The 14,816-nt window shown below is 56.4% G+C and carries 10 protein-coding genes; 6 read left to right on the forward strand and 4 right to left on the reverse strand.

The window, feature by feature from the left end; translation table 11 throughout:
- The coding region (locus tag NZ823_01110; GenBank protein ID MCS6803726.1) for a hypothetical protein at positions 1-3,812 on the forward strand (3,812 nt) is incomplete at its 5' end.
- Positions 3,813-4,046: 234 nt separating this feature from the next.
- Here NZ823_01110 and NZ823_01115 read toward each other — a convergent pair.
- From NZ823_01115 to NZ823_01125, 3 genes are all read right to left on the reverse strand, one after another.
- Positions 4,047-5,402, reverse strand: a complete 1,356-nt coding sequence (locus NZ823_01115) for an 8-oxoguanine deaminase (protein MCS6803727.1) — start codon at positions 5,400-5,402, stop codon at positions 4,047-4,049.
- Between the two features lie 155 nt (positions 5,403-5,557).
- A complete protein-coding gene (locus tag NZ823_01120; protein MCS6803728.1) occupies positions 5,558-7,027 on the reverse strand; it encodes a M48 family metallopeptidase in 1,470 nt (489 codons plus the stop codon).
- A 130-nt stretch (positions 7,028-7,157) separates the two neighbouring features.
- Positions 7,158-8,882 (reverse strand): hypothetical protein, encoded by a 1,725-nt coding sequence (locus NZ823_01125; GenBank protein MCS6803729.1) that lies wholly within the window; start codon positions 8,880-8,882, stop codon positions 7,158-7,160.
- Between the two features lie 268 nt (positions 8,883-9,150).
- Here NZ823_01125 and NZ823_01130 point away from each other — a divergent pair, with 268 nt between their 5' ends.
- The 5 genes from NZ823_01130 (at position 9,151) to rfbC (ending at position 14,224) form a co-directional block, all read left to right on the forward strand.
- The gene (locus NZ823_01130; protein MCS6803730.1) at positions 9,151-9,426 is read left to right on the forward strand and encodes a hypothetical protein; all 276 of its coding nucleotides are present in this window, start codon (positions 9,151-9,153) and stop codon (positions 9,424-9,426) included.
- Between the two features lie 97 nt (positions 9,427-9,523).
- A complete protein-coding gene (locus NZ823_01135; protein MCS6803731.1) occupies positions 9,524-11,203 on the forward strand; it encodes a D-aminoacylase in 1,680 nt (559 codons plus the stop codon).
- Between the two features lie 11 nt (positions 11,204-11,214).
- Positions 11,215-12,210, forward strand: coding sequence for a tetratricopeptide repeat protein (locus NZ823_01140; GenBank protein MCS6803732.1), 996 nt, complete (start codon positions 11,215-11,217; stop codon positions 12,208-12,210).
- Positions 12,211-12,575: 365 nt separating this feature from the next.
- Positions 12,576-13,433 carry a DUF4440 domain-containing protein gene (locus NZ823_01145; protein MCS6803733.1) on the forward strand — a complete coding sequence of 286 codons (858 nt, stop codon included), beginning with the start codon at positions 12,576-12,578 and terminating at the stop codon, positions 13,431-13,433.
- 224 nt (positions 13,434-13,657) lie between these two features.
- Complete coding sequence (gene rfbC / locus NZ823_01150; GenBank protein MCS6803734.1) at positions 13,658-14,224, forward strand: dTDP-4-dehydrorhamnose 3,5-epimerase; 567 nt, start codon at positions 13,658-13,660, stop codon at positions 14,222-14,224.
- 342 nt (positions 14,225-14,566) lie between these two features.
- Here rfbC and NZ823_01155 read toward each other — a convergent pair.
- A partial coding sequence (locus NZ823_01155) for a hypothetical protein (protein MCS6803735.1) occupies positions 14,567-14,816 on the reverse strand: 250 nt, incomplete at its 5' end.

Raw genomic sequence — 14,816 nt, forward strand, 5'->3', positions numbered from 1 at the left:
TGCCCGGACGAGTCACCACTTTAATCAGCGGCGACCTGAATCATCGCGATGGACTGGCTGATCTGATCGTAGGAATTGTTGCAGACGATGGCCCGATGGTGTTGGTCTTCGACTCACCGCTGGGCGCATTGCGCGGAGCCACAATGGAGGCCCCCAGAGCAGACGCTGTGCCGGACGCCGTAGAGGCGCTTGGCCCTGAGCGGCTGCCTTCAAACCAATCGGCTCACCAATCAGCGGTGGCCCATGGCGAGGCACACCCACTGCGCCTGTCTTCATACCAATCGTTTCCTCTGTCGGCGCCAGCAACGGCGTTGGCCGTAGGGCAATTGGATGAGGGACATGACGCTGATCTCGCTATAGCAGCCGGTCATGTGTTGGTGATTGTGCCTGGCAAGGATCGAAGAGTGAGCGCCGACGATACAAGCTCAAGCGCAGAGGATTCAAGATCGCCTGTATTCGAGCATCTCTCATTGCCATCCCCGATCATCTCGCTCGCCTTGGGCGATTTCGTCTGGGACCGAAAACATCGAACAGACATCGCCACGCTGACTGAGGATGGGATTGTGCGGGTGCTTGAGAACCGGCCAGATATTAGCTGGCGCGTAGCAGCTCGCCAATACGAGATCTCAAATTTCCAATCACAAGCCGCTAGGCTGAACGGTCACGCAAACCCGATGCGTCTTGTGAGAGCGCAAGTTTCTAATCAACCGACCGATGATCTGTTGTTGTTTGATTCCGCCAACGAGCAACTCCTGATCCTCAGTTCGCAGATCGCGGACCGTCAATCGCGCCACCGATCATGGATCACGGATCACGGACCAGGAACCACGGTCCACGAATCACACATCACGGCGGTCGAGCTGTCGGGCATGCCGGTGGACGTATTGCCGATGCGATTGAACGCCGATGCTCTGGATGATTTGGTCGTGTTGCGGACAAATCAGATCACGCCGGCGGTCTTGCTGACTGAACCGCAAGCCACGTTTGTCGTCACTTCGACCGGCGACGGCGCTGATAGCAATCTGGCCGATGGCGTATGCGATGATGGCACAGGCCGCTGCACGTTGCGTGCAGCGATTGAGCAAGCCAATGCGCGTGCGGGCGCTGATTTGATTCAATTCAATATCCCCGGCGCTGCGATCCCGACGATTGCGCCGAGCCGTCCGCTGCCGCCGATCACCGAGCCGCTGACGGTGGACGGCACGACGCAACCGGCTGGTCGCGTCGAAGTGAACGGAGAGAATGCCGGATTCGCCAACGGTCTGGAGATTCTTTCGGGCCGCTGTGTTGTGCGCGGTTTGGTGATCAATCGGTTCCGCATTGATGGCATCTGGATTCTGTCCAATGGAGGAAACATCATTGAAGGAAATTTGATCGGCACGAACGCTGCCGGCACGGAGGATCGCGGAAATCAATATGGCGGCGTGCGGATTGATGATGCGCCCGACAATCTGATTGGCGGCACGACGCCGGCGGCGCGCAACGTGATTTCCGGCAACAACAGTGCAGGCATCGTGATTCTGCTCGGCGGCGCGCGAGACAATCGTGTCCAGGGCAACTTGATCGGCACGGATGTGACCGGACGCAACGGGCTGGGAAATTCCTTCGACGGCGTTGTGATTGCCGACGCCCCCGGCAACCTGATCGGCGACACCGTCGCCGGTGCTCGCAACGTCATTTCCGCTCAGGGTCATGCCGGGGTGCTGATTCAAGGAGAAGCGGCGCGTGGCGTGCAAGTTCGCGGCAATTATATCGGCACGGACGTGACCGGCTCGTTGGCGCTCGGCAAAGGAGCAGGCGTTATGATCGAGGGCGGAGCGACTGCGGCGACCATTGGCGGCTTGGCCGTGCGGCCCGGACTCGCTCCTGGCAATGTGATCGCCGGTAACACAACTGGCATTCTCATCACCGGTAGCCGGACGACCGACCATCAGATTCAAGGCAATCTGATCGGCACGAACGCAACAGGCACAGCGGCGTTACGAAATGTCATCGGCGTGCTGCTTGAAGATTCTCCCGGCAACACGGTCGGCGGAACGGTCTCCACGGCGCGTAATGTGATTGCCGCAGCCAGCAGCGGCGTGCAAATTCAGGGAACGCCTTCCAGGAACAATCGGGTCTTAGGCAACTACATCGGCACGGACATCACAGCCACCGCGCCGATAGGAAATTTCATCGGCGTCTACATTATTCGTGGTTCGAGAAACACCATTGGCGGCGCGACTGACGTCACACGAAATATCCTTTCCGGTAATGACTTTGGCGTGTACATCTTCGGCCATCAAGCCAGCGGCAACATCGTGCAGGGTAACTGGATTGGCCTCAATGTGACAGGCCGGGCGTCGTTGCCCAATACGTTCATCGGTCTGTCCATAGATAATGCGCCGGGCAATCTGATTGGCGGAACAACACCCGGCGCAACGAACGTCATTTCGGGCAATCAGGAAACCGGCGTGTTCATCCAAGGCGCTGCTGCCACAGGAAACCAGATCGTTGGCAATCTGATCGGCACAGATGTGACAGGCACACTCGCGTTGGGCAATGGGGAAGGCGTTTTCATTCGTGACGCGAGCGGCAACATGATCGGCGGAACAAGCTCCAATGCCGGTAATCTCATTTCGGGCAACCGCCGCGCCGGCGTTTTGATCACGGGGCCGAGCTCGAGCGGCAATCTCGTTCAAGGCAACTTCATTGGTGTAGATGTCAACGGTCGTGTTGGACTCGGCAATCTTCAGGGCATCACCATCAGTTTCGCTCCGGCAAACTTGATTGGCGGCGCGGTGAGCAGTGCGCGAAACGTCATCTCCGGCAATCAACGCAACGGCATTGAAATTTCCAATCCAGAGGCGATAGAAAATCGCGTCGAAGGCAATTTCATCGGCACGGATGTCACAGGGCGAATCGCTATACCAAATCGCCAACACGGCATCACCAGCAACAGCGCCGGGACTGTCATTTTGAATAATTTGATTTCTGGAAATGCCGCAACAGGTATCCAATTGACCAGTGGCAGCAACGTCGTTCAAGGCAATTTGATCGGCAGCGATGTGACCGGCACGCAAGACCTGGGCAATGGCGCAGACGGCATCAGCGTGGTCGGCTCAGGTAATCTGATTGGCGATACCCGCGCTGGCGGCGGCAATACAATCTCCGGCAACAATCGAAATGGCATCCGCATTTTTCGCGGCGATGGCAATCGCATCCAGGGCAATCGCATTGGCACGGATGTGACTGGCCTGAATCCCATAGGAAATTCCTTTCATGGGATTTTGATCGGGGAAGGCGTCGGCAACATGCTGATTGGCGGCACGAGCGAGGGCGCAGGCAACATCATCGCGTTCAATGGCAGCAACGGCGTCTCACTCAACTTCGCGGCTGGCGTCGGCACAGCCATTCTGTCCAATACAATGTTTGGCAACGGTGGACTAGCCATTGATTTGAATGAGGACGGGGTCACGCCGAATCAATTGGGCGGCCTCGGCCCCAATGATCTGCAACCATTTCCTTCGATGCTTTCGGTAACGACATCGGGCGGCAACACCACGTTGAACGGCTCGCTCAGGAGCCGGCCAAACATGAATTATCTCATCCAATTTTACGCCAACACGCAATGTGATCCATCAGAGCATGGCGAAGGCGAACGATTGCTCGGCTCAGCTACAGTCAGAACCAACGCCAATGGCGAGGTCAATTTCACCGTGACTGTGCCCCGCGCTGTTGCGACAAATCAGGTGGTGACGGCGACCGCGACGGATGCCAACAATAATACATCAGAGTTCTGTCGCTGTGTGGCAGTGACTGTGCGCCCTTGAGCAAGCACGGGCTGCGCCGATCAACAAGTGATTGCGGATGCGCTTGGGCGCGGGTTGTTGGTGCGCCCCTGAGCAAGCACGGGCTACGCCGATCAACGCTGGGTCGTGATGGCGACGGTGGGCTGGCCAGCGCTGCGTCCTAATAGCGGAAGTGCGCAGGTCAATTCTGCATCTGCCGGTGATGGCCGTGACATGTGGAGGTGGGTGCATAAGCCGGTGATGGCGGCGACTCAATCATCCGGCAGTGATCAACCAACGGGCTTTGCGTCGGTGTTGCTCGATGATCGGCCCAAGGTCCATCGTGGTGAGCACGCCGTCTTGCACAACGACCCGTCCGTTGATCAGCAGCGTATCTACCCGCTGTGGATGACACAACAACAAAGCAGCCAGCGGATCACCAGCGCCTGAGTACCCCACATCATCCAGCGCGAAAACGGCCACATCAGCGGCGCGACCACGCGTGAGCATGCCGACGTCTTCCCGACCCAAACAGGCAGCGCCGCCGACCGTCGCGAGTCGCCACGCCTTGAGCACATTCATGGCCGACGCTCCATGAATCACGCGGGTCAACAAGAGCGCCTGACGAACTTCAGCCAGCATGTGCGAGCTATCATTAGACGCGCTGCCGTCCACGCCGAGGCCGACCGGCGAACCGGCATGGCACAGATCATTGACGCGACAGACGCCTGAGCCCAACCGCATGTTTGAACTGGGGCAGTGGGCGACGCCAACCCCAGCCTGACCTAATCGCCTGACTTCGTCATCATTGAAGAAAATACCGTGAGCCAACCACACATCATCACCTAGCCAGTCGGTCTGCGCCAGCAAATCAACTGGCCGGACACCGTATGTTTCCAGACAATAGATTTCTTCATCCCTGGTTTCGGCTAGATGCGTGTGCAAGCGCACGCCTTTGTCACGCGCCAAGCGCGCCGTTTCGCGCATCAGCGCGGGCGTGACCGAAAACGGCGAGCAGGGAGCTAGCGCCACGCGGATCATGGCGCCGGGGTTCGGGTCGTGATACAGGTCAATCACTCGCTCGCAGTCCTTGAGAATGTCGTCCTCGCGCTGAACGATCGAATCCGGCGGCAGTCCGCCATCTTTCTGGCTCAAGCTCATGCTGCCGCGCGTCGGATGAAACCGGATGCCGATTTCCTGCGCCGCTCGAATCTGGGCATCTATCAATCGCGTCTGTCCACGTGGAAACAAATAATGATGATCCGTCGTCGTCGTGCAGCCGGAGAGCATCAATTCCGCCATGCCGACGAGCGCGGCCAACCGTACTGCCTCTTCATCTATGCGGGCCCAGACCGGATACAAGCTGACCAACCACTGAAACAACCCGGCATCCAACGCGGGCGGATAGGCGCGCGTCAACGTTTGGAAAAGATGGTGATGCGTGTTGATCAATCCCGGCACAACCACCTTATCGCGAGCATCAATCACGTGCTCCACCGGTATATCAGGCGGCTCGCCGCTGCCTACCTCTTCGATGAACCAATCGTTGATCAGCAGATACCCGTCACAGAGCGGCGGCTCGCCGTTTTTCATGGTCGCCAAACAAAGCGCATTCTTGATCAGCGTCCGCATAGATGGCCTATTCCCCTTGTGTCATATCCCCTTTGTGTCAGTCAATCGGCAAGCGCCATTATGAAACGACTCGGCGAGAAAACTCAAGCAGGATCATCGCCGATGGCCATCGAGGCTTGGGCAACGAACCACAGCTCATCGGCGTGAGCGGCTGATTATCGCTGGCTCGCTGGCTGAGCGAGGAACTGCTTCGCTGTTTCAATCCGGCGCTTCAAGCTCGGATGAGTGTAGAGCCAGAATTCAATCAGCAGCGGCGGGTCGGCTTCAGACAAATCCAGTGTCTCGAATTTTTCAAAGACCGAAAGAGCGGCTTCTGGATGCGGCACCACACGCAAGGCGAACACGTCCGCTTGGTGTTCCATCCGGCGACTAATGCCATTGGTCAACGGCGCAACGACAAAAGTTAACATAGCCACCAACAACAGCAGCAGCGGCAAACTGGCAACATCGGCCAGTTGATTGAAACCAAATCGGCGTTGATACCGCTCGATCAATTGCGGCGTCATGCGATGCAAGAACCACATCCCGACAAGAATCGCCAGAGCGGCCAAGCCAATGCCCTTCCAGATGTGATGAAGTTTGTAATGTCCCATTTCGTGGGCCATGACAAATTCGATTTCCTCCGCCGTGAAGCGTTCGAGCAACGTGTCGTAAAGCACAATCCGCTGCGTATCCCATAAGCCGATGACGTAGGCGTTCGTATGATGCGACTGACGACTGGCATCCATTTGGTAAACATCGTCAGCAGGAATTTGATGCTGGTGAGCCAGCGCCAAGATACGCTGTCGCAGTGCCGGGTCTTTGACCGGCTCAAATCTATTAAACAGCGGCGTGATGAACACCGGCGCAATGGCTACGACAATAATCACCCAGCCGATCAAGACGCCTGAGCCCCATAGCCACCATCGGCGCGGGGCTCGCTCAAACACCGTGTAGATGATCCACACGACCGGCAATCCGAAAACCAACATGACGGCCAGTTGTTTGAACCAATCGCTCAGCCACTCGGCGAATGATTGATTGGCAAACCCGTATCGCGTCTCGCGCCAAAAGACAAACCAATCAAATGGAAAAAGCAACGCGCTCATCAGCAAGATGAACACAGCGGCATACATCGGTACGACACCCCAGCGCCATGGCATCAGGCGGCTAATCCAGTGGCGCACTCGCGCTGACCAGCCCGTCCATATCATCAGCCATAAGACAAGCCACACGTATGCTTGATTGATGAAGTAAAACCAGTACCACCCGCGCGAATACTGGCGAGCAAGTCGCCGACGCTCCTCGCGTTCTGAGCGAGCGGAGGCGGAAGGAACATCAGCACTAGATGATTGGCTGAACGCCACGTCACCTTGCTGCTTTGTCTGCGTTGCGGGAGCGGAACGACTACCGGCCTCAGATGAATGACGAGCTTGCTGAACAAGGGCGGAAAGAACCTCAGAGGAGTTGTTCATCCCGTCCGGACGACGCCCAGAAACGATGAAAAACGCCACAGGCGGGAACGCCTGTGCCACTTTTTCAGATGAGTGAGGAGGTGGTGAATCAACCACCCGTCCGAATGCTTCCATCGGCGATGATAGAACCAAGCCGAGCAGTAGAATGAGCCATCGGATTTTGAACTGCATGATGGGTATGAAGCGTGACGCTCAGGGACGAGCGTTAGAGCGATTTTGATTGCCTTTAGCCTGGAAGTCCCGCATCTTGCTGGCCAATGCACGCTCGACACGTGCCCTCCTAGGACATTGACGGACCGCTCTAGTTGCCAACAAGCACACGGCGACAGACAGCGAGTTGGGCAAGCATGCGAAGCTCAACTGCATTCAATTGCATGGCCAGATACAAGGCACGATCCATATCCACATCGCCCAATGCGTCGAACGCATCCATCACATACTGCTGTAACGATGATTGCTCCAATCCACTGGCGGGTGAAGGTGAAGTCGGTGGATCGGCTCGATTCAAAACGGTGACGGTGAACTGAACGATATCAAAGGCGCGTGATGACTCAAGGCGCAGTGCTGCGAAGGTCAACGGAAACAATGTCTGCCAGAGGTCGCGCTGCTCGCTCGATTGCGTGGCCTGTTGGTACAGCTCCTCAAGCCAAAACAACGCAGCGCCCGATTGGCCTTGGTTGGACAATTTCTGCATGGCCAGTAACGCAACGGCCACGCGCCGTTTGAGCTGAGAGATTTGAGCTATGTAGTGTCGCGTGCGGATAAAGTCATCGGCAGCGATGGCCTGGAGCGCCAATTCTGCATTGATCGTATCGGCAGCGTGCTGATAGATCACGCGGTCTCGGATGCGAGAGAGCATCTGATAGGCTTTTTCGGCATCTCGATGGTGCGCCGCCGTAATGGCTGCGCGGGCTAACTGCTGATCCCGCGTTTGCCCGTGGCTCACTGCCGGAGCGTGATCGAATAGGTTTGTCAACCGGTCAACAGAGCGATCATGGCTGGCTGTTTCCTCGGAGCTGGTGGACCGTTGAGCGACCGGCTGCGCCGACCTGGCATGAGAAACGTTCTCCAACGCTGGCACATGTTCCGGAGCATATCGCTCAAAGAGCGGCAGGCTTTGCTGGATGATAGTCGCGTGATCCGTGGCTGAGGATGCAGAGCGGCCCTGATGGTTGTAGACAATATCTTCGGACGAGTCCCGTTGGGTTAATCGTGAGGCAAGCACATCGAGTAATTGACTGGCCTGCTCCGGATTGATCGTAGAAGCTGCTGAGGGCTGGTCCTCACTGCCTGGCGGGAAGGCAAACTCCAGCAATGAGAGCAATCCTTCGACCCCCGAGTGTTGGTTCTCAAACGAGACTCTCAGCGCCTGATCAAACAGTTGACTGGCCGAATCCGGATTGCTCTGTCGCAGATGATTCAAGAAGGTGCCGAAATCCGACGCTACGCCCTGGCGTAGGCTATCAGTGGCAAGCTGGGCGGCTTGTTCTGGATCGTGTTCGACCAACATGGTGGCCAGCTCAATGAGCTCTGATGCCGTGCTCAGGTCGGCTGAGGCATTGCTCTGGGTGGCGTTTATCTGCTCGATCAACTCTCGTTCCAGGTCACGATCCAGCGGCGCGACCCGACGCAACACCTCTAATCGGAGTTGATGTTTCTGCTCCCGCTCTTGTTCGACTCGCGCTTGTTGGTTGCCAGCGGTAGCCGGATCGTTCACGGTGAGCTTATCAATGATGGCAAAGGCGTGACGAAAATAGTGACGGGCGCGGTCCCGATCATATCGCCATAGGATTTCGCCAATGAGCGAATATCCGATCACCTGCTTGGCGACCTGCGGAACAGTGGGAACGAGTTCGGCAATGTAAGCCACTGTGCTCAATGCGCGTTGGCGCTCATCGGCGCGTTGTGTCAGCCGATCAGAGGACTCAGTTGGCTCAGCCGATCTCACCAACGCAGGCGAGACCAATCCGTTCACCGATATAACGGAGACCACATACCAAATAGTTACCTGTGTCAACATTCTCATTTCTTGTGCCTACTCCACTCGTGGCAAAACCACATGACCACGTTCCGGGCTGACCCCAATTATGCCTACGCGCCGGTCAGAATTCAAGAGACGGCGGTGGATTTGATTTTGTTTCAGGCAACTTTCTAAAAAGCCGTATACGGAGAAGGCCGATTGTGCGTCCTTGGATCATACAGGTCGCGCCTTTGATGTGGAGCTAATATACAGGCGCGGTTGGTCATGATATAATCGCCCGTCTTCACACACTGTGCATTGAGGAGATGAAACGATGCGGGGTCGCTTTTGGCCGGTCGGCGTGTTCACCGTATGGCTCGTCACGGTCATCACCGCGCATGTCCAAAGAGCCGCCGTCAATGGCGTGTCTCAGGGCACATGGTGTCAGCAGTTCGACCCGCAACGAGGGCGTGGCCAGCGTTGGTTCAGCTCGTGGCTCGTCGCGCGGGCTACTGAGACGGTTGGTCTTCGGTCATATCTTGGTGTGCGAGCACACGCAGCGCACGATATGGCGCTCGAATCCGGCGACCGCGCCAGCGTGAGCCGCTAACGATGAAGTCGGCTGGAGGGAAGCAGTCATAGAGCAGACTGATGTTCACTCAACATTCTGTGGCCATTTTCGATAGGAGGTACTCATGTTTCGATTCATGGTGTTGGTAGGATGGCTCGGCATCGTCACTGCATGCGCTCCCAAAGTGGAATATGACCTGCTGATCCGCAATGGCACGATTTATGATGGCAGCGGGGCTGATCCGTTTGTTGGCGATGTCGCTGTAAACGGCGACACGATTGTGGCGCTTGGTTCTTTGAGGAACGCGCGAGGCAAAACGGAAATTGACGCCACCGGGCTGGCTGTTGCGCCCGGCTTCATCAACATGCTCAGTTGGGCGACCGAGTCGCTCATCGAAGATGGCCATGCCCAGTCAGATATTCGACAGGGTGTGACACTGGAGGTGTTCGGCGAAGGGTGGTCTATGGGGCCGCTCAACGACAAAATGAAACGAGAGATGGTCGAACAGCAGGGCGACATCAAGTTTGCCGTCCGCTGGACGACACTGAATGAATACCTCGAATATCTGGTCAGCAAAGGCGTCTCTCCCAACGTCGCATCATTCGTTGGCGCGACGACAGTACGGATTTATGTGCTGGGTTACGAAGATCGAGCGCCGACGCCATCTGAGCTTGACCAGATGCGTATGCTGGTCAGCCAAGCCATGGAGGAAGGAGCATTGGGCGTAGGGTCATCATTGATTTATGCGCCGGCGTTTTATGCGAGCACGGAGGAGTTGATCGAGCTGTGCAAAGTCGCGTCGCGCTATGGCGGCATGTATATTTCACATCTGCGCAGCGAAGGAAATCGCCTGCTTGAAGCAGTGGACGAGCTGATCAGGATCGCACGCGAAGCTAACATTCCGGCTGAAATCTATCATCTGAAAGCTGCCGGCCAGGCCAACTGGGGTAAGCTCGATGAGGTCATCAAGAAAATTGACGCGGCTCGCCAGCAAGGCTTGCGCATCACCACAAACATGTACACCTACACGGCTGGCGCGACCGGACTGGATGCAGCGATGCCGCCATGGGTTCAGGAAGGCGGACTGTCGCAATGGATCAACCGGCTCAAAGACCCGGCCATCCGGCAGCGCGTCAAGCAAGAGATGACCACTCCGACCGACGCTTGGGAGAATCTCTTTTTGGCGGCTGGTTCGCCTGACAAGATTCTGCTGGTCGGTTTCAAGAATGACGCGCTCAAGCCGTTGACGGGAAAAACGCTGGCCGAGGTCGCCGCCATGCGAGGCACGTCACCCGAAGACACAGCCATTGATCTGGTCATCGAGGATGGCAGCCGTGTCGGCACGGTCTACTTTCTCATGTCTGAAGAGAATGTGAGAAAACAAATCGCCCTTCCTTACATGAGCTTCGGTTCGGATGCCGAAGCGCCAACGATCGGCGGTGTTTTTCTCAAATCCAATCCGCACCCGCGCGCCTATGGGACTTTCGCCCGGCTGCTCGGCAAGTACGTGCGCGACGAACGCATCATCTCGCTGCAAGAGGCCGTGCGACGCTTAACCTCCCTGCCGGCAACGAATCTGAAATTGGATCGGCGCGGCGCATTGCAGGTGGATTACTTCGCCGACATCGTCGTTTTCGATCCCAATAAGATTCAAGATCACGCCACCTTTGAGAAGCCACATCAATACGCGACTGGCGTGGTGCACGTCTTTGTCAACGGCGTCGCTGTGTTGAAAAACGGCGAGCATACAGGCGCGACGCCGGGCCGCGTCGTGCGAGGTCCCGGCTGGAAACCACCGGCCCAAACTGGTTCATGAGTTTTGCCCCTATGTTTCGATTCACGTGCGCCAGATCAAAAACAACTGTGCCATGGCGCCTGAGCTTGGTGGCGCTAAGCATCACAGGTCTATTCGGTGCAGCCGTAGCGCAAGAGCCGACGCCTGCTGCGACAGCGCAAGAGCCGACGCCTCCAGCAGAAGCCATCTCGCTACTAGGTCAACCTCTGTATCCGCCGTCGCTGCCGCCATCTCGAAAGCACGCGCTTGAAACCGAGCTGGCAGAGGCTCGCGCCGCGTATGAACAAAATCCAGATGATCCAGAGCGAATCATTTGGCTGGGTCGGCGGACAGCTTATCTGGGGCGTTACCGCGAAGCCATCCAGATTTATACCGACGGCATCAACAAACACCCGAATGATGCCAGGCTCTATCGTCATCGCGGCCATCGGTATATCACCGTTCGTCAACTGTCCAACGCCATTGCTGATCTAGAGAAAGCGGTCACGCTCATTCGTGGTCAGGCAGACCAGATCGAACCGGACGGCCAACCCAACAAGTACAATGTGCCGACCACAACGTTGCATTTCAACATCTGGTACCATCTGGGGCTAGCTTATTACCTCACTGGGGATTTCCGTAATGCGCTTCGCTGCTACCGCCAGTGCATGAAGGTGTCCCGATGGAACGATGATGCGCTTTGCGCGACCAGTCACTGGCTCTATATGACCTACCGTCGGTTGGGACGCGTCAACGAAGCAGCCGCTGTGCTCAAGCCGATTCGTCAACGCATGACTATCCTGGAGAATCACACGTATCATCAACTGCTGCTAATGTACAAAGGGCAGATCACACCGGAGAGATTATGGGCGTCGGTCAAAGAAGACGATCTGGATGCAGCGACGGTCGGTTACGGTATAGGAAATTGGCACTTCTACAACGGGCGACCCACTCAAGCCAGAGCATTTTTTAGACAAGTCATCGAACGGCCCAACTGGGCGGCATTTGGATTCATCGCTGCTGAGGCTGAATTGGCGAGGTCGAAATAATCTCCGCGCTCCGGCGTGGTATCAATCCTTGGCGTGAAGATGGACAACCAGTGGCGATAAACACCGGCAGGAATCACCACTCTCACCCCAGCAGCATACATCGGAAAAAGCAAGGCAGAGAAGTGGCGATAAACACCGGCAGGAATCGCCACTCTCACGCTTTTGCATCGTTCCGCTGTTTCGTAGGTTTTTTCCGGTGAGGTTCACAATCAGACAGAACGCCGAGAGCCTCTGCGCGCCTCACGCCGAGCTGTTTGGCAAATGACGGCTCCGGCTTGAGTGATCAATCCTCACTCATGTATCATTGCGGCTGAGCGGGGGAACTTGAAAAAGCTAACTGCTGATTTACCAAAGGAGGTGGGAAGATGAAACATTTGCACCGAGTATCTCTTTGTATCACGGTGTTGGGTTTGATGATGATTGGGTTTGCTCCTGCTGCATTCGCTCAGCAGGCCAAACTCATACAGGAAAATCAGGCGCTCGACCAGCAATGGTTAGAGGCATTCAATCGCAGCGATCTGGATGGTGTGATGAAACATTATTGGAACAGCCCTAACCTGGTCACGATCTTCCCCGATGGCAAGGTCAACAAAGGATGGAACGAAACGCGCCAAGCGTTACAGCAGTTTTTCGACCAAATTGAGTGGCACCGGCTAGAGTTTACGGACGGCGGCCACTGGGTTTCGGGCAAAGATGTGTACGGTTGGGGCATTGGAACACACACAATCAAGTGGAAGAATGGTCCTGAGACGAAGGTCTCTTTGCACTCCACTGATGTGCGACAGAAAATTGGTGGCAAGTGGGTCTATGTGCGCGATCACGTCGGCGCCGTTCCGCCCGATACATCTCCTCGCCCCACCGACAGCCTGTACAAGCGGCTCGGCGGCTATGACGCGCTGGCTGCCGTGACCGATGACTTTCTAGGCCGACTCTTGGGCGACCCCCAATTGAAGAAGTTCTTCGGCGGCGTCAGCACCAATAGCGCACAGCGCATCCGGCAGTTGGTTGTTGACCAATTGTGCGCAGCTACTGGGGGCCCCTGCTTCTACATTGGCCGTGACATGAAAGCCTCTCACGCCGGCTTGGGTATTTCTGAGTCGGATTGGGACAGGGCGGTCGCACATTTGGTGGACACACTCAATAAATTTATGGTACCGGAGCGCGAGAAGAGCGAGGTGCTCGCGGCGCTCTCCGGTCTGAAGAAGGATATTGTCGAGAAATAGCGACGTTCAGCCAGCGGTCTCAGCCGTCCGAATGTCACCGGAAGGTTGACGGTAGGTAATTGGCGCATCAAGAACATCGCAACGTGGGCCTCAGCCATCCGAATGTCACCGGAAGGTTGAGGCCCCTGGCGAATGCTACACTTCGTCAAGCAAGCACGTTGACTGAGCCATCCGAATGCCATCGGAAAGCCGAGGCCCATATCTGATGGGTGAAGCCGAAGAATATGCCATTTGAGTTTCAGCAACTCGATATCCCAGATGTGATTCTGATTCAATCGCAACGCTTCAGCGACGCGCGCGGCGCGTTCGCTGAAACCTACAAGCGGTCCGAATTTGCTGCGCACGGCATTCCCGAATTTGTTCAGGACAACCTCTCGCAATCGGTGCGGAATGTCGTTCGCGGACTTCATTATCAAAGCCCGCCCAGAGCGCAAGGCAAACTCGTCATGGCGTTGCGGGGCGAGGTGTTCGATGTCGCCGTTGATATTCGTCGAGGTTCGCCGACCTTCGGGCGCTGGGTTGGCGTGAGACTTTCCAGCGAGCCATTGACCATGCTCTATATCCCGGCCGGGTTTGCTCATGGCTACTGCGCGTTGAGCGACGAAGCCGATGTGCTGTACAAGGTCACCGATGAATACACGCCTGAACTGGATCGCGGCATCCTGTGGAACGATCCTGATATAGGCATTCGCTGGCCTGTGCAGCATCCGATTCTGTCGGCGAAAGATGAACGCCTGCCTCGACTCAAGGACGCCGACATACCATTCTTCTACGACCCACCTTCGATATGAAGCATGCTCAACCACGGGCGCCTGCCATATCGCAGCACGCACGCACCATTGAGTCCACCCGCCTTTGGTATGAAATGCGTCACCGGTGGACGAAGGTTGAGTCAGTTGCGGCTGGCTTTTGCTTAGAGCGGCTTGCGAATGAGTTTGTCTTGGGAGCGCGCGCTTGCAGCGTGCATCAGCCCGCAGGATGCAGGGCTCCCAAGCTCAAGGCAATTGAAAATCGCTCCCGAGGCATGGAAAAGTCAATCTCCTCGTAGACCAACCCTCCGGCTATCGCCAATCACATGCGCCGATGCGACTACGGCGCGGGAGCACTACGCCAAACAGGAACCTGCACTGCGGCTATCGCCAATCAAATGCGTCTACACGGCTCAGGTTGAGGACCTGTTGATCTCGACCGGTTTGCAAATCAATGTAATGCAGAACTGTGTAGAATTGGTTCAGGCTCAATACCTTTTGATAGAGGATGCCGCGTCCGTCTGGAGAAAAAGTTGGCCGGTAGTTTATCAAGCCGTCGTTGACCGACAGCCGCTGCTCATTTGTTCCATCGGTGCGAATGCGATAGATGTTCCACCCGTGATAAAGGCTCACG

The sequence above is a fragment of the Blastocatellia bacterium genome, from assembly GCA_025054955.1.
Taxonomy (GTDB): domain Bacteria; phylum Acidobacteriota; class Blastocatellia; order HR10; family J050; genus JANWZE01.

Bases quoted from the DNA above. Each gene is read 5' to 3' on its own strand.
- NZ823_01125 (MCS6803729.1), bottom strand. From the start codon at position 8,882: ATGAGAATGTTGACACAGGTAACTATTTGGTATGTGGTCTCCGTTATA.
- NZ823_01130 (MCS6803730.1), top strand. From the start codon at position 9,151: ATGCGGGGTCGCTTTTGGCCGGTCGGCGTGTTCACCGTATGGCTCGTC.
- rfbC (MCS6803734.1), top strand. From the start codon at position 13,658: ATGCCATTTGAGTTTCAGCAACTCGATATCCCAGATGTGATTCTGATT.
- NZ823_01140 (MCS6803732.1), top strand. From the start codon at position 11,215: ATGTTTCGATTCACGTGCGCCAGATCAAAAACAACTGTGCCATGGCGC.
- NZ823_01145 (MCS6803733.1), top strand. From the start codon at position 12,576: ATGAAACATTTGCACCGAGTATCTCTTTGTATCACGGTGTTGGGTTTG.
- NZ823_01115 (MCS6803727.1), bottom strand. From the start codon at position 5,402: ATGCGGACGCTGATCAAGAATGCGCTTTGTTTGGCGACCATGAAAAAC.
- NZ823_01135 (MCS6803731.1), top strand. From the start codon at position 9,524: ATGGTGTTGGTAGGATGGCTCGGCATCGTCACTGCATGCGCTCCCAAA.
- NZ823_01120 (MCS6803728.1), bottom strand. From the start codon at position 7,027: ATGCAGTTCAAAATCCGATGGCTCATTCTACTGCTCGGCTTGGTTCTA.